16 protein-coding genes are annotated in these 21382 nt (G+C 71.7%); 4 read left to right on the top strand and 12 right to left on the bottom strand.

Translation table 11 applies throughout. The features are described from left to right. Positions 1-58: 58 nt before the first annotated feature. Entirely contained in the window at positions 59-2500 is a 2442-nt protein-coding gene (locus ACNNMR_RS06125; protein ID WP_419993490.1) for a hypothetical protein, read from the top strand. A gap of 29 nt (positions 2501-2529) precedes the next feature. Here the strand turns inward: ACNNMR_RS06125 and cobT are convergent, their stop codons facing one another. The 6 genes from cobT to ACNNMR_RS06155 all read right to left on the bottom strand — a co-directional run bounded on the left by cobT (position 2530) and on the right by ACNNMR_RS06155 (position 12867). Continuing rightward, the gene (gene cobT, locus ACNNMR_RS06130) at positions 2530-6960 is read right to left on the bottom strand and encodes a nicotinate-nucleotide--dimethylbenzimidazole phosphoribosyltransferase (protein ID WP_419993491.1); all 4431 of its coding nucleotides are present in this window, start codon (positions 6958-6960) and stop codon (positions 2530-2532) included. A 307-nt stretch (positions 6961-7267) separates the two neighbouring features. Next, positions 7268-8494, bottom strand: a complete 1227-nt coding sequence (cbiE, locus tag ACNNMR_RS06135) for a precorrin-6y C5,15-methyltransferase (decarboxylating) subunit CbiE (protein ID WP_419993492.1) — start codon at positions 8492-8494, stop codon at positions 7268-7270. Between the two features lie 71 nt (positions 8495-8565). Beyond that, on the bottom strand, positions 8566-9204 hold the full coding sequence (locus ACNNMR_RS06140) for a GNAT family N-acetyltransferase (protein WP_419993493.1): 639 nt from the start codon (positions 9202-9204) through the stop codon (positions 8566-8568). 113 nt (positions 9205-9317) lie between these two features. Further along, positions 9318-10838 carry a MetQ/NlpA family ABC transporter substrate-binding protein gene (locus tag ACNNMR_RS06145; protein WP_419993494.1) on the bottom strand — a complete coding sequence of 507 codons (1521 nt, stop codon included), beginning with the start codon at positions 10836-10838 and terminating at the stop codon, positions 9318-9320. Then, complete coding sequence (locus ACNNMR_RS06150; RefSeq protein ID WP_419993495.1) at positions 10835-11887, bottom strand: methionine ABC transporter ATP-binding protein; 1053 nt, start codon at positions 11885-11887, stop codon at positions 10835-10837. The genes ACNNMR_RS06145 and ACNNMR_RS06150 overlap by 4 nt, the downstream gene beginning before the upstream one ends. A gap of 332 nt (positions 11888-12219) precedes the next feature. Then, on the bottom strand, positions 12220-12867 hold the full coding sequence (locus tag ACNNMR_RS06155) for an HAD-IA family hydrolase (RefSeq protein ID WP_419993496.1): 648 nt from the start codon (positions 12865-12867) through the stop codon (positions 12220-12222). A 71-nt stretch (positions 12868-12938) separates the two neighbouring features. On the opposite strand from ACNNMR_RS06155, the gene ACNNMR_RS06160 reads away from it, so the two are divergent. After that, on the top strand, positions 12939-13307 hold the full coding sequence (locus ACNNMR_RS06160; protein ID WP_419993497.1) for a hypothetical protein: 369 nt from the start codon (positions 12939-12941) through the stop codon (positions 13305-13307). After that, on the top strand, positions 13300-13731 hold the full coding sequence (locus tag ACNNMR_RS06165) for a hypothetical protein (RefSeq protein WP_419993498.1): 432 nt from the start codon (positions 13300-13302) through the stop codon (positions 13729-13731). The genes ACNNMR_RS06160 and ACNNMR_RS06165 overlap by 8 nt, the downstream gene beginning before the upstream one ends. Here the strand turns inward: ACNNMR_RS06165 and ACNNMR_RS06170 are convergent. The 3 genes from ACNNMR_RS06170 to ACNNMR_RS06180 all read right to left on the bottom strand — a co-directional run bounded on the left by ACNNMR_RS06170 (position 13652) and on the right by ACNNMR_RS06180 (position 16044). Further along, on the bottom strand, positions 13652-14188 hold the full coding sequence (locus ACNNMR_RS06170) for a GNAT family N-acetyltransferase (protein ID WP_419993499.1): 537 nt from the start codon (positions 14186-14188) through the stop codon (positions 13652-13654). The two genes, ACNNMR_RS06165 and ACNNMR_RS06170, sit on opposite strands and share 80 nt — an antisense overlap. 23 nt (positions 14189-14211) lie before the next feature. Then, on the bottom strand, positions 14212-14742 hold the full coding sequence (locus ACNNMR_RS06175) for a sigma-70 family RNA polymerase sigma factor (RefSeq protein ID WP_419993500.1): 531 nt from the start codon (positions 14740-14742) through the stop codon (positions 14212-14214). A 165-nt stretch (positions 14743-14907) separates the two neighbouring features. Next, the gene (locus ACNNMR_RS06180) at positions 14908-16044 is read right to left on the bottom strand and encodes a glycerophosphodiester phosphodiesterase (protein WP_419993501.1); all 1137 of its coding nucleotides are present in this window, start codon (positions 16042-16044) and stop codon (positions 14908-14910) included. A 257-nt stretch (positions 16045-16301) separates the two neighbouring features. Between ACNNMR_RS06180 and ACNNMR_RS06185 the strand changes: the two genes are divergently transcribed. Beyond that, positions 16302-16976, top strand: a complete 675-nt coding sequence (locus ACNNMR_RS06185) for a lysophospholipid acyltransferase family protein (RefSeq protein WP_419993502.1) — start codon at positions 16302-16304, stop codon at positions 16974-16976. A 1352-nt stretch (positions 16977-18328) separates the two neighbouring features. Here the strand turns inward: ACNNMR_RS06185 and ACNNMR_RS06190 are convergent. Genes ACNNMR_RS06190 through ACNNMR_RS06200 form a run of 3 tightly spaced genes read right to left on the bottom strand, consistent with a single transcriptional unit; the run spans position 18329 to position 21378 of the window. Continuing rightward, positions 18329-19549, bottom strand: a complete 1221-nt coding sequence (locus ACNNMR_RS06190; protein WP_419993503.1) for a sensor histidine kinase — start codon at positions 19547-19549, stop codon at positions 18329-18331. Continuing rightward, a complete protein-coding gene (locus ACNNMR_RS06195) occupies positions 19546-20214 on the bottom strand; it encodes a response regulator transcription factor (protein ID WP_419993504.1) in 669 nt (222 codons plus the stop codon). Before ACNNMR_RS06195 ends, ACNNMR_RS06190 begins: the two co-directional genes overlap by 4 nt. A gap of 9 nt (positions 20215-20223) precedes the next feature. Continuing rightward, positions 20224-21378, bottom strand: a complete 1155-nt coding sequence (locus ACNNMR_RS06200) for a trypsin-like peptidase domain-containing protein (RefSeq protein ID WP_419993505.1) — start codon at positions 21376-21378, stop codon at positions 20224-20226. Positions 21379-21382 lie beyond the last annotated feature (4 nt).

Here is a 21382-nt window from a genome sequence, read left to right on the forward strand (position 1 = left end):
CATTACGCATATTCGGAACTATCTCTGATATTTCGAAGATACCCCAGGGGGTGCGGCAATGACCGGGACCGTCTCGCGGCGGCGGATGTTGCAGGTGAGCGGCGCAGTGGTGGCCGGGGGCGCGGTGACCGCGCCGACCGCGTCGGCCGCGGAGCCGCCGGCCCCTCCCCCGCGGGAACCCGACATCGAGCTGGCCCGGCTGTGGTGGCCGCAGCCGCGCGGCGTATGGACGCCGGTCGGGTGGCGGGACCACATCCACAAGTTCAGCGTGCTCTACACCGGCAGCCTCTTCTGCGAGCCGGGCGTGGCCCTCAACGGCCCCCGGGAGAGCGTCAAGCCGTACCTAGGCCAGGGCTTCCAGCTCACCACCCGCCCGTGGCCGGAGCCGGGCGTCTACCCGTGGCCCGAGCCGGAACTGCACCCCAAGCGCGAGGAGTACCGCGTCTATCAGCGCGACCTGGGCGCGGGGCTGCAGGGGTGGCAGGAGGACCACGCCGCGCCCGTGCTGTGGACCGAATGGCGGCTCCAGGAGGGCCTGGTCATCAGGCAGTACGTCTTCGCTCACGTCAAGGGCGGCAAGGCGGTCGAGAAGGGCGACGAGCCGCTGTACGCCTGGGTGCGCTTCCGGGTGGAGCACGTGGACCCGCGAAAGGCGCCGAAGAGCTTCCCCATGGCCGTACGCCTGACCAAGACGTACATGAAGCACCGCATCCCGTCCTTCCACCAGGACTGGATGGTGCTGGACGCCGTCAAGGAACAGGAGCTGCCCACCGAGTGGAGCGCGGACGGACTCGACGGCGGCGGGCTCAGGATCGGCGACAAGGCCGGCGTACGGATGGCCGCGCTGCCCGCGGAGAACGGCGGCGCGGTGCGCTTCACGCGGCCCAAGGACGGCGAGCGGATCTACAACCTCGCGTCCGTCCTCCCCGCCGAGGAGGGCGCGCACGCGGACCTGCTGGTGGCCATGACCGCCCAGCCGCGGGAGGAGTTCGACCGCGAGCTGCGGCTCGGCTACGAGGGGGCGCTGGCGGAGGCGGAGCGCTTCTGGAGCGAGCGGCCGAAGACGGCGGCGACGGTGCGCACCCCTGAGCCGTACGTGAACGAGGCCATCGCGCGCAATGTCGGCTTCGCCGAGACCATCGCCGAGAAGTCCCCGGTGACCGGCGAGTACTCCTTCCTCTCCGGGGCGTACGGCTATGACGTGCTGTGGGGCACGCCCACCTCGATGATCAGCCACATGTTCCTCGACCTGCTCGGCCATCACGACGTCGTGGACCGGCACATCGAGCTGTTCCGCAAGCACCAGGGCGAGGTGAAGCCCGCGGGGGACGCGTACAAGGAACACCGCGGCTATCTCGGCGTGCCGCGGCAGCTGGTGCCGCCGGACTGGAAGTTCGACTGGCTGTCCGACCACGGCGCGATCCTGCACACCGCCGCGTATCACGGGCTGCTCAGCGGGGACGAGGAGTTCATCGCGCGCTGGACCGACGCGATCGTGGCGGGCTGCGACTTCATCAAGGACGCGTGCGCGCAGAGCGACCACGACGGGGTGAAGGGGCTGCTGCCGCCCGGCACGGTGGATGACGCCGGCTCACAGGCGCAGTCGATCTGGGGGCTCGGCTGGCACTACCGGGGGCTGACGAGCGCGGTGGAGCTGCTGCGGCGGACCGGGCACGCCAGGGCAGCGGAGTTCGCGGAGCTGCGGGACTCGTACCACCGGACCTTTGTGAAGGCCTACCGGGAGCGGGCGGCCAAGGAGCCCACCTGGAAGCACCCCGACGGCGGCACGCACCCGATCCTCCCCCGCGCCGTGGACCGGCACCTGGACGACGCCTTCAGCGAGATGGGCATGATGGACACCGGCCCGCTCTTCCTTGTCTGGTCGGGCCTGATGCGCGCGGACGACCCGCTGCTCAAGCCCTTCGCCGACTACTTCCGCGTCGGCCCCAACGCCCGGCTGCGCTTCGAACCGCGCGGCAACCCCCTCGACCGCGCCGTCCTCCGCCACGAGATGGCCTCCGGCGAGCCCTGCTACTCCTGGAACGTCCCGCACTCCTGGCAGCTCGGCGACCGCGCTCGCTTCCTGGAGGGCATGTACAGCCTGTTCGCGGGCGGCATCGCCCCCGATACGTACATCAACGGCGAGCACCGGCACGGCATGTACGGCACCGTCTTCGTCGCGCCGCTGATGATGTGGTGCGCGCGGATGGCGGTGGTCGACGACGAGATCGAGGACGGCGAACTGCACCTGCTGCGGCTGTGCCCGCTCGCGTGGGTCAGCGACGGGCGGGAGACGCGCTTCGAGCGGATGCCGACGCGGTACGGGCCCGTGGACCTGCGGTGGCGGCGGGTGGGCGGGCGGCTGGAGGTGGCGTACGAGGGCGCGACGCGCGGGCCGCGGCCTCGGAGGACGGTGCTGCACGTGCCGCCGGGGCTGTCGGCGGTGACGGTGAACGGCCGCCGCCGAGAGGTGGGCGGCGGCCGTACGGTCGTGCTGTAGCTTCCGCGGGGTCAGCAGCTTCCGAGGGGTCAGCCCTTCTCCGTAACCCCCGCCGCGTCGAAGGTCGCCACCTCGCGCATCGCGCGGGCGGCGCTCTGGACGACCGGGAGCGCGAGCAGCGCGCCGGTCCCCTCCCCCAGCCGCAGGTCGAGGTCGATCAGGGGGCGGAGGCCGAGCTTGGTCAGGGCGGCGGCATGGCCGGGCTCCGAGCTGCGGTGGCCCGCGATGCATGCGGCGAGGGCTTCGGGGGCGATGGCGCGGGCGACGAGGGCCGCCGCGCCTGCGCTGACGCCGTCGAGGATCACCGGGGTGCGCATGGAGGCGCCGCCGAGGATGTAGCCGACGAGGGCGGCGTGTTCCAGGCCGCCGATGGCGGCGAGGACGCCGATGGGGTCGGCCGGATCCGGGTTGTGCAGGTCGAGGGCGTGGCGGACGACTTCGACCTTGCGGGCGTGGGTCTCGTCGTTGATGCCGGTGCCGCGCCCGGTGACCTCGGCCGGGTCCATCTGCGTGAAGACGGAGATGATCGCGGCGGAGGAGGTGGTGTTCGCGATGCCCATCTCGCCGGTGAGCAGCGCCTTGTTGCCGGCCGTGACCAGGTCGCGGGCCGTGTCGATGCCGACCTCGACGGCGCGCAGCACCTCGTCGCGGGTCATCGCCGGGCCCTGCGTGAAGTCGGCGGTGCCCGCGCGGACCTTGCGCGGTACGAGGCCCGGGGTGGCCGGGAGTTCGCTGGCGACGCCCGCATCGACGACGCAGACCTCGGCGCCTACCTGGGCGGCGAAGGCATTGCAGACGGCGCCGCCGCCGAGGAAGTTCGCGACCATCTGGCCGGTCACCTCCTGCGGCCAGGGGGTGACGCCCTGGGCGTGCACGCCGTGGTCGCCGGCGAAGATGGCGACGGCGGCGGGCTCGGGGACGGCGGGCGGGCACTGGCGGCTGAGGCCGCACAGCTGCGCGGAGATGATCTCCAGCATGCCGAGGGAGCCGGCGGGCTTCGTCATCCGCTTCTGCCGCTCCCAGGCCTCGCCGAGCGCCTTGGCGTCGAGCGGGCGGATCCGCTCCAGGGTCTCGGAGAGGAGGTCGTGCGGGTCCTCGCCGGGGAGGGCGCGGCGCCCGTACGACTCCTCGTGCACGACCCAGGCGAGCGGACGGCGCTTCGACCAGCCCTGCTGGACGAGCTCCGGCTCGCCCGGGAACTCGTCCACGTACCCGACGCAGAGGTAGGCGACCACCTCAAGGTGCTCGGGGAGGTCGAGCGCCTGGACCAGCTCGCGCTCGTCGAAGAAACTCACCCAGCCGACGCCGAGGCCTTCGGCGCGGGCGGCCAGCCAGAGGTTTTCGACGGCCAAGGCGGAGGAGTACGGGGCCATCTGCGGCTGGGTGTGCCGGCCGAGGGTGTGGCGGCCGCCGCGGGTGGGGTCGGCGGTGACGACGATGTTCACCGGAGTGTCGAGGATCGCCTCGATCTTCAGTTCCTTGAACTGCTTCGCGCGGCCCTTCGGGAGCGACTGCGCGTACGCGTCCCGCTGCGCTTCCGCGAGCTCGTGCACGCGGCGTCTCGTGGCCTCGTTCTTGATGACGAGGAAGTCCCAGGGCTGGGAGTGCCCGACGCTCGGGGCGGTGTGGGCGGCCTCGAGTACGCGGAGGAGGACCTCGTGGGGGACGGGGTCGGAGCGGAAGCCGTTACGGATGTCGCGGCGCTCGCGGATGACGCGGTGGACGGCTTCGCGGTCGGGGTCGGGGTAGCCGGCGGCGGCTGTCCCGGTTGCCCTGGCGGGCCCGGCAGTACCGGCGTCTGCTGTCGGGGCGACGGCGGGGCCGGGAGGGACCGTTTCTTCTGTGGTGCCGTCCGCGGGGTGGGGGACCTGGGGCTGGGCCTGCCAGGTCTCGGGGTGCGGGGGGATGTGGCCGAGCTGGGGGCCCGGGAGGGTGTCGGGGTCCATGCCGGCGATGTCCAGGTACTCGGGTCCGGTGACGGGTGCGGTACCGGGCGGCGGGTGGGGGGTGTGCTGGGTGAGGACGGGGGTCGCGGGCACGTTGGCCGCCGGGGGCGGCTGGACTGCCGAGCGCGCTCCGGCCGCTCCCGCCCGGCCCGCCGCTCGGGCGGCCCGATCGCTCGGAGCCTTGTGGGAGGGGGTGTCCGGGGTCTTGTCTGACGGATCGGCCGCGGCCTTACGGGAGCGGGCTTCCACGTCCGCGGCCTCGTGGGACGGGACGTTCGCGGCCTCGCGGGAGAGGGCCTCCGCGGCCTCGCGGGACGGGTCGCTCGCGGACTTGCGGGACGGGTCGCTCGCGGTCTCGTGGGAGGGGACGCTCGCGGCCTCGCGGCGGAGGGCTTCCGCAGCTTCGTGAGAGAGGGCCTCCGCAGCCTCGCGGGACGGGGCGTCCGCGGCGTCGTGGGAGGGGGTCGCAGCCTCGTGGGCCGAGGCGTTCGTGGTCCCGTGGGGAGCAGCGTCGCCGGTCCGGCGGGCGTGGGCGCCGGTGGCGCGGCGGGAAGTGGTGGCGTGGGCCGCGCGGGGCGGGGTGCTCGCGGCTGCCTCGGGGGTGGTCGGCGAGGCGTCATCGGCGGTGGTCGGCGATGCGTCCTCCGCGGTGGCCGGTGATGCCGCCTCAGGTGTGGGTACGCCGGCGGGCGGAGTCGCTGCGCCGTCGTCCGGGGCGGTGCCGGGGCCGGGCTGCGGGGGGATGCTCGGGGCGGCGCGGCCGCCGGCACCTGCGGCCGGGGCGTCGGTGCCGGGTGATGCGGGCTCCGCCTGGGCGGCATTGGGCGTCGGCTGGGACACGGAGCCCTGGGCGGCGTGCGCGTCGGCCGCCGCATCCGGGTTGGTGGCCGGTTCGTCGAGGACTGCGGGTGTGGACTCGGCCGCCTGGGAGGCGCTCGGCGTCGGCTGAGCTGTGCCGCCGTGGGCAGCGCCTGCGTCGGCAGCCGAACCCGGGCCGGCGGCCGGGGTGTCGGTGCCCGGGTGTGCGGGCTCGGCCTGGACCGCGCTGGGGGCCGGCTGCGACGGGACGCCCTGGGCGGCGTTCGGCGAGGACTGCGGCGGCGTGGCCTGGGCGGTGTTCGACTGCCCCGCTTCGGGCTGCCCGGCGAGCTCGCCGTGCCGAGCGGGTGTGCCGTGGGCCGGGGTGCCCGCCGCGGTGCCTGCCGCCGGGGTGCCGTGGCCAGGGGTGGACTCTGTCGAACCCGTACCTGTACCCATGGCCGGGATGCCGTGGCCCGGGGTGCCCTCTCCCGTAGCCATGATCGGGGAGGAGTCTGCCGCCTGGGCGGCCTGCGGTGCGGGCGCTGCCGTGGCCGTGATCGGGGTGCCGGCTGCCGGAGTGCCCAGCGTGCCGTCCGGTGCCGCGAGTTCCTGCGGCGTGGGCTCCGCCTCAGCCACGGGCGTGGCCTCGCCGCTCTGTGCCCGGGTGCCGGCCGCAGGAGTGCCGGCCGTCGGGATGCCCCCTGCCGGGGTGCCGGGCGTCGGGGTTCCCGCCGCCGGGGTGGGTACGGCGGTCAGGTGGGCGGGTGGCTGCGGGTGGGTGGGGGCGGGGAGCGGGGTGCCCTCAGGTGGGGTGCCGTCGGGGACTGCGGTGAGGTGGACGGCGGGCGGGGTGGCTGCCGTTGGCTGGGCGGAGTGGGCCGGGGCCGGGTGGGCGGAGTGGGCCGGGTGGGGGGTGGTCGGCTGCTGGGCATGCGCCGGGCGGCCGTGGGCCGGGCCGCGGTCGGCGAGGGAGCGGACCACGCCGCTGGACTGGTCCGGCACGGGCGGGCCGAGGTGCAGCGGGCGACGGGTGGGCGTTCCACCGGGCGGCGTGCCGCCGGCCGCGGCGGACTGCGCACCGGAGGCTGCCGCGGCGGCGGACTGCGACGCGGCTGAGTCGTACTGCGAGGCTGCCGCGGCGGACTCCGAGGCGGCCGCGGCGGGCTGCGCCCCGGGGGCAGCCGCGGCGGTCATGGCGTCAGCAATAGCGTCGACCGCGGCGTCGCTCCCCGCGTCGGCCGCACCTGCGGCCCCCGCAGCCGCGACCGCGGCATCGCTCCCCACGTCGGCCGCCCCGGCGGCCCCCGCAGCCGTACCGCGCGGCTGTTCGCTCCAAGCGCCCTGGGCGCCCGGCAGGTACAGCAGGTCGTCTTCCTGGCCGCTCTGCTGGAAGCCCTCGGCCGCGGCGTCGTAGCCGCCCGCGGGCAGGTCTCGGAGGGACTCGCCGACGGGCTGCGCGCCGGCGTGGGCCTGAGCGGCAGCCTGGGCCTCGTCCTGGCCGGTCGTCGCCTGGGCGGGAACGCCGTGCCCCGGGGCCACGCTTCCGGCGGCCGGAGCCGCACCGCCGTCCGCCGGAGCGGCACCGTCAGGTGCCGGCACCCTCGGGTCGCTCCCGGGAGCGTTGCCCGCGGCCACGCCGCCGGGCGGGAAGGGTGTGTGGTGACCGGCCGGGTCCGGCTGGTCCTCTTCCGGGAGGCTGCCGGTGTCAGTCATGCGTACGTACCCCTCGCCCATCGCTCGTGCTCCTTCCAGCCGCACAGGCACGCCGCGCCCCCTTGCGCGGCGAACCGGCCGCCCATAGCAAGAACGAGCGCACCCGCCGCGCGGCACGACCTGACCCGAGTGTTCAGCTTCACCGACAAACCGACCAGGACTCTGCCGCAAAGCGGCCGCGCAAACTGCAAGTAACGCCGCGCTTCTGCCCAATTCGCCAGCGAAGCGCCGAACCCCCCGGGCACGGCACACAATCCGCCAGCCTACCTGCCCGCGCATTCCGCTTCGGCCAGGGGCCGGGAGCGGATCACGGCCGGCGGGAAGCGGCCAGCAGGAAGACGACCACGCGTTCGCGTTCCGTCCATACGGACGTGGCGGAGGTGTTCAGTTCGACGGACTGCAACAGCGAGCACTCCACGTCGTAGCCCGCCTCGGCCAGCTCCCGGCCGATCGCCTCCGCCTCGTCGCGGGTGCCGGCGTGTGCCGTGATGCGCTCCGGGCGGCGGGCCGCGCAGGCCGCCACCACCGGCACTCCCCCGGCGCCCACGCGCACCACGTCCGGCTGCGGCAGATCCTCCAGCACCTGCGGTGCGGTGCCGTGCACGACCTGCAGCTGTACGTCGAAGCGGCGGGCCGCCGCGAGCGTACGGGCGCAGGCGTCGGCGTCCGAGTCGACCGCCAGCACAGCCGCGCCGAACCGGGCCGCCTCGACCGAAAGCGCACCGCCGCCACTCCCGATGTCCCAGACCAGGTCGCCCACCCGGGGCCCGAGCCGGGCGAGTTGGGCGGCGCGCAGTTGGGCGGAGGAGCCGGGGTCGGTGGCCGAGACGGCGCCGTATTCGTACGTGGGCAGGCCCCAGCCCCGTACCGGCTCCGGATAGCCGGGATCGCGCCCCAGCAGCCAGCCGCCGGAGGCAGCCGCCTCGCCGCCGCGGCCGCCGATGACCAGCACCACATTCGGGTCGCGCCAGGTGTGGCCGTGGACCTTGTCCGACGTGAGTACGGAGACCTCTTCGCGCGCCGTGCCGAGCTCCTCGCAGATGACGAAGGTGCGGTGGACGCCGTCCAGCAGCAGCGCCAGCTCCGCCGGGCCCGCGCCCGGTGACGTCAGCACCGCCACCTTCGTGAAAGCGCGGCAGACGTTCACCGCGCGCCGGAGGTTACGGCCGTGGGCGGCCACCACCTGCGCGTCGTCCCATGGCATCCCGGCCCGCGCGAAGGCGGTGGCGACCGAGGAGACCGCCGGGATCGCCTCCACCTCGAGGCCGTGCTCGGGTGCGCGCAGCGCCCGTACGACGCCGAAGAAGCCGGGGTCGCCGTCGGCCAGGACCACGGCCGTGCCGCGGTGGCGGGCGATCCGCCGCGCCGCGAGGGCCACGCTGCCGAGCCGGATCCGCTCCGCGGCCGCCGGGACCTCGGGGAGCTCGAGGTGGTGGCCGGCGCCGGCGACGAGCGTCGCGGCGCCGAGGGCGGAGCGGGCCGCCGCGGTGAGCGGCGTGCCGTCCCAGCCGATCACCGTGACCCGGTCGGCCATCGTTCAGCTCTCTCTCGTGGTCGTGCTCATGAAGTGAAGCTTCTGCGGACGAGAAGAGCAGGTTACTTCGATCACTGCCAGTCGGGGTACGCCGAGAAGCTCCCGGCGTCGGCGCTGTCGCCCAGGGCGCCGTCCAGGTCCTCAGGGAGCAGGCTCCAGAGGATGAGGTCGGTGCGGATGTCGGTCCAGCCGCCGTCCTCGGTCTTCGAGCGGGCTATCCACGCGGCCCGCAGCACGCCCTCGCTGATGAAGCCGGCCTTCTGCGCGACCTGCTGCGATGCCGCGTTGTCGGCGGCGGTGCGCAGCTCCAGGCGCTCGAACTTCTGGCTGTCGAAGAGCCAGTGCGCGACCGCGAGCACGGCCTCGGTGGCGTAGCCCTCGCCGCGCGCCCAGGGGGCGGTGACGTACGAGATCTCGGCGGCGAGGGTGCGCCAGTCGGTGTGCCGCAGATGCACGATGCCGACCAGCCGCTGGGTGAGGAACTCCGATACGGCGAAGACGATGCCGCGGCCCGCGGTGCGCTCCTCGTGGGACAGGCGCAATGCCCAGTCGCGGGCGTCCGCCTCCGTGTACGGGTGCGGGACGGTGGTCCAGGCGGTGACCATCTCGTCGTTCATCATCTCCGCGAGCGCGGGGATGTCCAGGTCGTCAAAGGGGCGCAGCACCAGCCGGTCCGTGCTCAGGGAGACGTCCGGGAAAGTCGATGCCATGCGCTGCTCCGTAGCCGAGACGATTTATCAGCTGACCTGCACAGCATGCAGCATGGGAGAGGGGATGCGCTACGCGCACCCCCTCTCCCACCAGCGACAAGTCGATAAGTCCCTTACTTCACCGGCCCGAAGACCGGCAGTGACGAGGGGAACTTCTTCGCCATGAATTTCTTCGTGGCGTCCGAGTTCATCAGCCGGTCGAACTTCTTGATGGCCGGGTCGTCCCGGTTCTCCTTCTTGACGGCAATGACGTTGACGTACGGATTGCCCTTGGCCTTCTCCAGGACGAGCGCGTCCGTCTTGGGCTTCAGGCCCGCGCCGACCGCGTAGTTGCCGTTGACGATCGCGGCGTCGACGTCCTCCAGGGCGCGCGGGGTCTGCGCGGCCTCCAGGGGCTTGAGCGTGAGGCCGCCGTCGTCGGCGATGTCGTTCAGCGAGGCGTCGAGCCCGGCGTCCTTCTTGAGCTTGATCAGGCCCTGGTCGTCCAGGAGGTGCAGGGCGCGGCCCTCGTTGGTGGTGTCGTTGGGGATCGCGACGGTGTCGCCGCTGCCGATCGCGCCGACGTCGTCCACCGACTTCGAGTAGATGCCGATCGGCTCGACCAGGACGCCGACGGTCGGGACCAGGTCCGCGTGCTTCTTCTTGTTGAAGTCGTCGAGGAACGGCACGTGCTGGAAGAAGTTCGCGTCGACATCGCCGTTCTGCAGCGCCTCATTGGGCTTGACGTAGTCGGTGAACTCCTTCACCTCGACCTTGATGCCCGCGTCCTTCGCCAGGTTGTCGGCGACGTACTTCACGATGTCGCCGTGCGGCGTCGGGGTGGCCGCGACGGTGACCGTGTCGTCGGACTCGGCGTCGCCCTTGGCGGTGAGTCCGAGGGTGCCGGCGGTCAGCGCGCCGACCAGGCCGACGGACGCCACGGCGGTGACGGCGGTACGGGTCGGGCGCGGGGCCCGCAGCCAGGCGGCGGAGCGGGTGGTGCGGTCGGAGAGCGTACGGACGAAGAAGTCGCCGATCAGCTGGACCACGTTCACGAGGACGACCAGCAGGATCACGGTGGCGAGCATGACGCCGCCTTCGTAGCGCTGGTAGCCGTACCGGATGGCGACGTCGCCGAGGCCGCCGCCGCCGACCGCGCCCGCCATCGCGGAGTAGCCGATGAGCGCGACGATCGTGGTGGTCAGGCCCGCGACCAGCGAGGGCAGCGCCTGCGGCAGCAGCGCCTTGAAGACGACGGTGCGGGTGGAGCCGCCCATGGCCTGCACCGCCTCGACGAGCCCGCCGTCGACCTCGCGCACGGCGGTCTCGACCAGCCGGGCGAAGAACGGGATGGCGCTGATCGCGAGCGGCACGATGGCGCCCGTAAGGCCGATGGAGGTGCCGACCAGCGCGCGGGTGAAGGCGGTGAGCGCCAGCATCAGGATGATGAAGGGCAGCGACCGGCCGACGTTCACGACGAAGCCGATGACCTTGTTGACCACCGCGTTCTGCAGCGGCCGCCCGCGGTCCGTCAGGACCAGCAGCACGCCGAGCGGGACGCCGCCGACGATCGCGAAGAGACCCGCCCAGCCGACCATGGCGAGGGTCTCGTACAGGCCGGTGAGGAGCTCGGGGCGTATCTCTGACCAGTTCACTGCGCGACCTCCGCGACCAGCTGGGTGTCCTTGACGGCGTCGGCTGCGCCGAGCACCTCGATCTGCAGGCCCTGCTCGCGCAGGAAGCCGATCGGCACGACGTTCTCCTCGTACGCGCCCGGCAGCTCGATCCGCATCCGGCCGACCTGCTTGCCGCCGACGGTGTCCATGGCGGCGCCGAGGATCGAGACGTCGATGTTGTACGTACGCGCCAGGTGCGAGATGACCGGCTGGCCGGTGTTCTCGCCGAGGAAGGTGATGTCGACCACCGTGCGATCGGGCGCGCCGCCCGTGTCGCCGGTGAGCGGGAAGAGCTCGGCGGCGATCTCGGAGCCCGGGGTGTGCAGCAGCTCGGAGAGCGCGCCGGACTCGGTGATCCGGCCGTTCTTCATCAGCGCGGCGGAGTCGCAGACGGCCTTCACGACGTCCATCTCGTGCGTGATGAGCAGCACGGTCAGGCCCAGGTCGCGGTTGAGGTCGCGGAGCAGCTGGAGGATCGAGCGGGTGGTCTCGGGGTCGAGGGCCGAGGTGGCCTCGTCGGAGAGCAGCACCTTGGGGTCGCCGGCGAGGGCGCGGGCGATGCCGACGCGCTGCTTCTGGCCTCCGGAGAGCTGCGCCGGGTAGGCCTTGGCCTTGTCGGCGAGGCCGACCAGGTCGAGCAGTTCGAGGGCCTTGCGGGAGCGGTCGGCGCCGGAGTGGCCGAGGATCTCCAGCGGCAGCTCGACGTTGTCCTGCACCGTACGGGCGGACAGCAGGTTGAAGTGCTGGAAGACCATCCCGATGCGGGCGCGGGCCTGGCGCAGCTCGGCGCCGGCGCGCTTGCCGCTGCCGGCGAGGGCGGTGAGGTCGGTGCCGTCGACGGTGACGGTGCCGGAGGTGGGGACCTCCAGCAGGTTCACGCTGCGGATGAGGGTGGACTTGCCGGCGCCGCTCTGTCCGACGACGCCGTAGACCTCCCCCTCGCGTACGTGCAGATCGACGCCGTCCAGGGCGGTGACCTCGCGGTCTCGGGTTCGGTAGACCTTTGTCAGGCCCTTGGTGGTGATCACGGGACTTTCCGTCTCCTGAGGGAATGGCACGGCAGCGCAGCCGCGCGCGGCAGCTCCCCGACGGGAGCACCGCAGGCATGAGTGGGTGATGGCGATGAGCTCAGGTGTGCGGACCCAGCAGGTCCATCAGCGGGCGGGGCGCAGCTCCGTACCGGAGGGCCCTCAGCGGCAGCTGATCAGGCGCACATTCGACACATACGACGAGCACCGGGCATCATGATCATTTTGATCGCCTCGGTCGCAGGGGTGCGGTCGCTCGTCGTGGTCATGCGGACCAGTAAAACACGTGTCCGCACACGATCAGAATCCGTCCGCATTGCGGACGGCCTGTCTCATCCGACGGTCAGCTCCACCCCTTGACCGGCCTCTTCGGCCCTGACGTGGGACAAGTCCTGCACGGTGACGTCCGCGTCCAGCTCGTCCGAGCGGTGCGTTGTGGTCAATGCCACGGTGGTCATGCCCGCGGCGCGGCCGGACGCGAGCCCGACCGGGGCGTCCTCGAAGACCGTGCACCGCGCCGGGTCGATGCCCAGCTTCTCCGCCGCGACCAGGAACGGCTGCGGGTCCGGCTTGCCACGCTGCACGTCCTCCGCGCCGATGCACAGCGGCGTACGGATCCCGACGGCCTGCAGCCGCGCCTCGGCGAGCCGGTGCGAGGCCGAGGTGACCACGGCCCAGCTCTCGTCCGGGAGGGAGGTGAGCAGGTCGAGGGTGCCCGGCAGTACGGTGATGCCCTCCGGGGAGACGTCCGCGATCTCCAGCTCGGCGATCCTGGCGACCGCCTGGTCCACCTGGTCCGCCGGCAGCAGGTCGGCGATGATCTCGCGGGCCGTGCGCCCGTGCAGCTGGACGCCGGCCCAGGTGTCCTCCGGGATGCCGTACTCCTGCGCCCAGGCGTTCCAGCAGCGCAGTACGGACTCCATGGAAGAGATGAGCGTGCCGTCCATGTCGAACAGCAGGGCGTCTGTCGAGATCCTCATAGTTCGTGATCGTAAATCCCATGCCGGGACCGCGCGCAGCGAGGGTCGGGGTGCCGAGTAATCTCGGGGCCATGTACGAGCCCCTGACGATCGCGCTTGCCGTGGCCGCGCTTGCGCTCGGTGCGTGGTGTGCGATCGCCGCGTTCCGCGATCAGCCGGCCAAGGACTGGCATTACATCGGGATGGGCGTCGTCACCGCGCTCGCGGTCGGCCAGCTGATCCTGGGCGTGGTGCGGCTGGCCGGGGGCGATGATCCGGAGCAGGGCACGGGACTGTTCGTGGCGTATCTCATCGGCGCCGCCCTCACCGTGCCGGCGGCCGGGTTCATGTCGCTCACCGAGCGGTCCCGGTGGGGCTCGGCGACGGCCGCGGCGGGCGGCGTGGTGCTGGCCGTGCTGCAGGTGCGGCTCTACGACATTTGGGGGGCGGCCGGTGCGTAGCGAACTGTCATCCGGCCCCGGGCGGCTGCTGGTCACGCTCTACGGCGTCTTCGCCGTCGGCGCCACGTCGCGGGCGATCTACCAGCTCAGCACGCAGTACGACGAGGCCCCCCTCGCGTACGTGCTCTCCGCCATCGCCGCGGCGATCTACGTCGTCATCCTGATCGCCTTCGTCCGCGGCGGCGAGCGCGCCCGCAAGCTGGCGCTGGTGCTGTGCGCCATCGAGCTCGCGGGCGTGCTCGGCATCGGCACGTGGACGCTGGTGGAGCCGTCCGCCTTCCCGGATCAGACCGTGTGGTCCGACTACGGGATGGGCTACCTCTTCCTGCCGCTGATCGTGCCTGTCATCGGGCTGTGGTGGCTGTCGCGGCAGCGGAGGCCTGCGGCGGACGCTCGCGACCCGGAGCAGCCTTCTCCAGCGTGATCAGGCTGAGCTTGGCGTTCACCCGCTGGGTGCTGACCGGGGTGTAGCCGAGCCGCTTGTACAGCCTCAGGTTGGCCTCGCTGCGATGGCCGGTGAAGAGCTGATAGCTGGTGGCGGCCGCGTCGCCGACCGCCAGACGCTCCTCTATGCCGGACATCAGCCGGATGCCGATGCCGTGGCCCTGCATCCGCGGGTGGACGATCAGCTTGGCCACCTTGGCCGTGCCGTCGCCGTCCACCTCGCCGCGCACCGCCCCGACGATCTCGCTGCCCAGCCGCGCCACCAGGGCGATGCCCCGGCGCAGCTCGGCACGGAGGTCGTCGAGCGTCTGGGTGAGAGGCTCGAGTGTGTAGTCGTCGTAGAGCGCCGCTTCGGGCTGGTAGCAGAGGTACTGCAGCTTCAGGATCTGCTCGGCGTCGCTGTCGACGGCCGTGGAAATCGTCACGCTGGTGCCCATGTCCGCGTCATCCTCCCCATCGCCTAACGCCCCTTTCCCCGCCCGGCCACGCGTCCAACCTTCGGCGGGGACCCCGACCTTCCGGGACCGGCTCCGTACATTCTCCGCAGCGCCTCCAGGCAGCGGGAACGCAGCGGCCCGAGCGAACCGTGTGACATTCCCAACTCCGCGGCAATGGCCCGGTATCCGGGCCGGTCGGGGCGGAGGAGCGCGTCCAGCAGGAACGGGCAGTGGCCGGGGAGGCGGGCGATGGCGTCGTGCAATGCCGCCCGCTCGGCGTCATCGACACGGCAGGGCGGGGGCGACGGCGGTACGGCGCAGGCAAGTTCGTGGCGGGCCCGGTGCCGGAGGCGGCGCGCTTCCGTACGGACCGCAGCCCGCGCCCACGCGGCCGGATCCGCGGGCGCGGCGGGCAACGCGAGCAGCCGCGCCCACACAGCCTGCGTCACGTCGTCGCCTTCCGTATCGGGCACAGCGGCTGCCGCTTCGGCGGCGACGAGCGGGGTGAGGATGGGGATGAGGACGTGGAGGGCGACATTCCGGCGAGGTTGCATGTCGGGCGGGACGCGCCCCGGCGGCGACGGGTTTCGCATCGCGCGGCCACGCCCCTCGGACGGGTGACGCATCCCGAAGCGGCGCCGCACCGGGTCCCGGGAGCCGTGCACCCGGGCGGGACGTACCCGATGCGACGCCGCCTCAGCGTCGGACCTGCGCGGGGTTCACCCCCGCTGCGCTCGGAGGTCCTCTGCCGCCAGCTTGGCCGTGTCCGGGTTGTCGGAGAAGATGCCGTCGATGCCGGTGGCGTAATACGTCTTGAAGGCGCCGAAGGCGTCGCCGTAGGCGTTCGGGTCGTCGCCGCGCTTGAAGTCCAGCGGGAGGAAGGTGTTCTCGTTCCGCATCGTGTACGGGTGCAGCACCAGGCCCGCCGCGTGGGCGTCCTTCACCAGCGTGGTCGGCTCCAGCAGCTTGCCGCTGGCGTCCTTCGGGATGATCAGGTCGAGCGTCGGGCCGATGCCCTTCGCGAACTCCGCCATCCACTTCAGGCCCTCGGGCTTGATCAGGTCGGCGACCGTGCGCGGGTCGCCGGCCACGACGAAGTCGTACGGGCGGGAGCTCGCGGTGGACAGCAGCACGACGCCCGGGCACGACACCAGCTTCTTCAGCCGCTGGATGGAGCTCGGCTCGAAGGACTGCACGAAGTTCGGCGCCCGCCGCCCGTCACGCCCGTACTTCTTCAGCAGCTTGGCCAGCGGCGGCTCCAGCGGCAGGCCCTGCTTGATGAAGAAGGTCGGGTGCTTGGTCTCGATGTGCAGCCAGACCTTCCGGCCGGTCTCCCGCTCCTTCTTGTCGGCCCACTTCAGGACCTCCTCGAAGGTGGGGACCTCCCAGCGGCCGTTGTAGATGGTGTTTTCCTGGCGGTTCGCCGGGATGCGCTCGATGGCGCGCAGGGTCTTCAGCTCGGCGAGCGTGAAGTCCTCGGCCCACCAGCCGGGGGTGTCCCTGCCGTCCAGGTTCTTGGTCTTCTTGCGGTCGGCGAACTCCGGGTGGTCCGCGACGTCCGTCGTGCCGCCGATCTCCGGCTCGTGCCGGCACACCAGATGCCCGTCCTTGGTGATCACCAGGTCCTGCTCGACGATGTCCGCGCCCATGGCGAGGGCGAGCTCGTACGAGCCGAGGGTGTGCTCGGGCCGGTAGCCGCTGGCGCCCCGGTGGCCGACCACGGCCGGGACCGGCAGCCGGCTGCTCCCGCCGGACGCCCCCGCGGCGCTCGCGGACCCTGCGGGCACCCCCAGGGCCGCGCCCGCGGCGCCCAACGCCGCCGCACCGAGCACAGCTCTTCTGCCCAGCTTCTCCATGTGTAGCTCCTCACACGTCGGTGTCCCGCACCTGACAAAGGTCGGCCTGATGCTAGGGCGCCGGACGTGGCTAACGGGAGACATCTGGCAGAACGCCACCCAAATCCCCGTCAACACTGCGTATCCACGGGGTGAACCCGATGTGCGAATGGGGAACCCGCGCGAGTATGGTCCAGAGCCTGCGCAGTGTGCGGTACGTGCAGGTCGCGGGGGTCACACCTGCCGCAGCAGACACATAGACCACGGAGGGCCCCAAGTTGTTCCGCATCGTTCTCAAGGCGTTTCTCGGATTGCTCATGCGCGTCCTGTTCCGCCCACGGGTCGAGGGCGCGGAGCACATTCCCGAGTCGGGACCGGTGATCGTGGCCGGTAACCACGTCACCTTCATCGACTCGATGTTCCTGTCGCTGGTGGTCAAGCGCCAGGTGTATTTCATCGGCAAGGACGAGTACGTCACCGGCAAGGGCGTCAAGGGCCGGCTGATGGCCTGGTTCTTCGGCGAGATCGGCGGCATGATCCCGGTCGACCGCGACGGCGGCCACGGCGGCGTGGCGGCGCTGATGACCGGCCGCCGGATCCTGGAGGAGGGCAAGGTCTTCGGCATCTACCCCGAGGGCACCCGCTCCCCCGACGGGCGGCTCTACCGCGGCCGCACCGGCGTGTCGCGGCTGGCGCTGATGACCGGGGCGCCGGTGGTGCCGTTCGCGATGGTCGGCACCGACAAGATCCAGCCGGGCGGCGCCGGCACCCCGAAGCTGGCCCGTTTCGAGGTCCGCTTCGGCGAGCCGCTGGACTTCTCCCGCTACGAGGGCATGGACCGCGACCGCTACGTCCTGCGCGCCGTCGCCGACGAGGTCATGAGCGAGGTCATGCGCCTGTCCGGCCAGGAGTACGTGGACGTATACGCGTCCAAGGTCAAGTCAGCGGCGTAGGTCCCGACTTCCAACGGGGAGAATTCTGAATTCTTGAGCATGCGGGAACCCGAGCCTTGCCCCTGATCGTAGGCACCGATGCGTTCTCACCCGCCCGCAAACTGCAATGCCATATGTTTCTCCGCGGCCGTTCACCGGTCAAACCTGGAACGGCGTGAGCTTGCTTCGGTGTGCAGGGCACGTTGGCGGTTCCGGTCAGACCACGAGAACGGCTTCGTACTCGATTGGGCTGCGATAACCCAGGATGCAGGGCAGGCGGTGAATTTCGTACCAGTCCTCGGTTCATGCAAACATCGCGGAGCAGGTGGCGGCCCGGCGGGCAATATCTCCTGGCGGTCGACACTATCTCATCGTTATCCCGGCCCGAATCGCCTACCGAGGCGACGCGTGCCCCTCCACCTGCGCGAACGCGACGACTTCGCCGACTTGTGGACCGCTACCGGGTGTCGCATGCTCGCCCGACACGAGGCCACCCCGCTCATCCACACCCCCGGACGAGCCGCGATGAATCCGCCCCCGACGGCCACCTGGCACTCCGGCCTGCCCATACGCGAATCGATCGCCCCAGTCCACTGAAGTACACGCCTCTGAGGTCACGCGCTGGGTCAAGGTCCAGGCCACATGGAGGCCGCATCCACACCGAACGCGTGACCCCTCGGCGCCGGAGCGGTGCCGCAATCTGCCCGCACTCCCCAGCGAGATCAACGCGTATGGCCCGAAAATCCGCTGAAGCACCTCGTAGTTAATGACCACCGACTACGCCTTAAGTATGAGTTGATTAACCAAGGTTAACTCAGGCGACTCCTCATGACAAAAATCTACACCGGGGAAACGTCGATCACATAACTATCCCTGAAACACAGGGGCCTCCATAGGCCTTAACTGCACGGCTCGCGAGAAGGGGAACTCATGAAAAGAAGGTTACGGTCAGCGCTCTCAGTGCCTGTTCTTATCGCTTCTGTTGCGGCAACCGCGATACCTGCGGCCAGCGCTCACTCCACCGCGCCGCTGGCGTGCCAGAATCCTAGCTGGTCAAACAAGGACTCCAATACCGGCCACGTGAAATCTCCATCTGCCGCCATGCGCAGAGGACCTAACGAAGGCTGCACTCGTGACGCAACGGTCTACCCTGCTGCCAAGCTGTATTACCACTGCTACGTCGTGAATAGTGCGGGTAACACGTGGACGCACCTCCGCGATGAAGGGACCCCTCGCCTGGATGGCTGGATTTGGGATGGGAACCTTGCCGACGGCGGATCGTGGAAGCTTTGTTGAGATTCCGCTCGGCGACTAATCCGTTGACGATCCGATGTGTGGGGCGCGTAGGTCCAGGGCCATCTACGCGCCCAAGGTCACACCCGTGGCGTAGCCAAAGGGCTCTCTTCCGGCGGGCCGCCGTCCCTGACCGCGTCCGCCGCCGGAAACCACAACACGAAGGTGCTTCCCTGCCCCAACCGCGAGTGCAGCCGTACCTGCCCACCATGTGACTCGGTGATCTGCCGCACGATGGCCAGGCCCAGCCCCGCGTGCCGGTCGCGGCCTTCCGGGGTACGGCCGTCGCGCCAGAAGCGGTCGAAGACCCGGCCCTGCTCACCCTCCCCGATACCTGGGCCCGCATCCTCCACCGCCACCCACATCCAACCCGCCTCTCGTCCTGCGGCCACCGTGACGCGCGTGCCCGAGGGCGCCAGCCGGACCGCGTTGGACAGCAGGTTGCCAACGGCGCGGCGCAGCGCGTCATGGTCGCCGAACAGCGTCAGTCCCGTAGTGAGCCGCGGGCGGATCTGCAGCCCACGCTCGATCGCGAGCGGCTGGAACTCCTCGCATGCCTCGGCTGCCGCCGCCGCGAGGTCGGTGTCGGTGTCCGCGAAGGCCGGCGCCGTGCGGCGGGCCGTCGCCAGCAGGTCCTCGACTAGGCGGGTCATCCGCGTAGTCGCCCGGTCTACGACCCGTACCGCCCGGCGCCGCTCCTCCTCGTCCGACTCCTCGCTGGTCAGCACCGCGTCCAGGCTCGCCCGGATGATCGTCAGCGGCGAGCGTAGCTCGTGCGAGGCGTCGTCGACCAGCTGCCGCTGCGCCTTGAAAGACTCCTCCAGCCGGTCAAGCATCGAGTCGACTGTGTCGGCGACCATGCGCAACTCGTCCTTCGGGCCCGTGAGTCGGATACGGCGGGAGAGGTCGCCGGCGGCCTGGATGTCGTCGGCGGTACGGGCGATGGCGCGCACCGGGCGCAGGGCGCGGCCGGAGAGGATCCAGCCGATGCCGAGGCTGGCGACGGCGAGGCCGCCCAGGGCAGGGAAGGCGAACTTTCGCAGGTTGGAGAGCGTCTCGTAGTTGATCCGCGCCTCCAAGTCGTGGACCTTCACTGCCGGGAACTCCTTGACGACGACGTCTCCTTGCCGCGCCTCAACCTGGATCTCCCTGGTCACCGGTGAGGCATTCCCGCTCCGGTCCACCGCGACATACGCCCCGCCGAGCGCCAGCGACGTCAGCCCGAACAGGATCGCCGAATACAGCACCGTCAGCCGGAAGCGAATGCTGTGGGTGAAGGCGGGCAGCTGCGGCCGTTTCACTGCGCGTCCTTCAGCCGGTAGCCCTGCCGTATCACCGTCTCGATCAATGGCTCGTCCGCCCCCGTGATCTTCCGCCGCAGCGAACCGACCGTCACCCGCACAGTGTTGGTGAACGGGTCGGCGTTCTCGTCCCAGACGTGTTCGAGGAGCTCCTCGGCGCCGATGACCTCGCCGGGGCGGGTCATCAGGTAGTGCAGCACGCCGAATTCCTTCGGCGTGAGCTGGAGTGCGCGCTCGCCGCGGAAGGCTTCGAAGCGGGCGGTGTCGAGGCGGAGTTCGCCGACCTCGACCACCGCCGTGCCGCCGTCCTCGCGTCTGAGCAGGGCTCGTATACGAGCGAGGAGCTCGGGCAGCGCGAACGGCTTCACCAGATAGTCGTCCGCGCCCTCGTCCAGGCCGCGTACCCGGTCCGCGAGGCGGTCGCGGGCGGTGAGCATGAGGATGCGCGGGCCGCCGGGGGCGGAGCGGATGCGGCGGCAGACGGCGAAGCCGTCGCCGTCGGGGAGGGTCAAATCGAGCAGGACCAGGTCGTATTCGTTCAGCTCGAGCTTTTCCAGGGCGGCGTCGACCGTGGCGGCGGTGTCCACCGCGTACCCGGAGCGCTTGAGCCCGACCCGGAGCGACTCGACCAGGTCCTCTTCGTCCTCGACCACCAGCAGTCTCATGAACCGAACCTAATTCCCATCAATGATCGATTCAGCCGCGTCCAGCGCCTCGGCCATGGGAATCGCGAACCCGATGCCGATCGAGCCGCCTTGGCCGCCGCGTGCGAGGGAGGCGATGGCGGTGTTGATGCCGATCACCCGGCCGCGGGCGTCGACCAGGGGGCCGCCGGAGTTGCCGGGGTTGATGGAGGCGTCGGTCTGGATCGCGGACCGGCGCCCACCGCCGGAGAGCGAGACCTGCCGGTCGGGGGCGGAGACGATGCCGGCGGTGACGGTGCCGGTGAGCCCGAGCGGCGACCCTACGGCGATCACGCTGTCGCCGACGGCGGGCCGCCCGGAGCGCGCGAGGGAGAGCGGCCGCAGCCCCGCGCCTTCGTCCGGTTCGAGTACGGCGACGTCGCGCCCGCGGTCGCGGCCCAGCACATCGGCGGAGATGCGGCGGCCGCCGTCGGTGACGAGCGACACGCGATCGGACTCGCCGACGACATGCGCATTGGTGAGCACCCGCCGCTGCCGGTCGAAGACAAACCCGGTGCCCTGGCCGCTGCCGGCCTCGACGGAGACGACGCTGGGCAACACCCGGGCGGCTACGGCGCCGAGCCCGTCGCGCTGGGGGGCCGCGGCGGCGGGTGGCACGGGGTCCGTACCCGGGTCGTCGTCGCCCAGCGCACCCGCGGCGTATCCGGCGCCCGCGCCGCCGAGGACGGCGAGGACCACGGCGGTGACGAGCGCGGTGCGGGGTCCCCGCCCCGGGGGGCGGGGCGGGGACGATTCGGGGTGGGCGGGGGTGGATGCGGGGGTGATGAGGGCGGCGGGCGTCGAGGGCGGCGCCGGGACCGCGCCGGCGGTCGGAGGGCTCAGGAAGGCGGGCCCGCGTGGGTGGCCGAGCCCGACGCCGGAGAGCGACTGGCCGTCCGGCGGGCGTGAGTTGGCCTCCGGCCTGCCGGAGCGGCCGTACGGCGTGGGGGCGGGGGCAGGCGCGGAGCCCTGGCCGCTGCGGGCGGCCGTCCGGTCCGCGGCGCCGGTCCGCGAGCCACCCGCCTCCTGCGGCGCGGCCGCGTCATCGGCGGCGACCGCGGCCGCATGACCGTCCGCCGCCCCTCTCCCGCCCGCCGCAGGCGGCATCCACGGCCAGGCCCCGCCGTCCTCGTAGCGCGAAGTCATCCGT

It is taken from the genome of Streptomyces boninensis, from assembly GCF_048572725.1.
Taxonomy (GTDB): Bacteria; Actinomycetota; Actinomycetes; order Streptomycetales; family Streptomycetaceae; genus Streptomyces; species Streptomyces boninensis.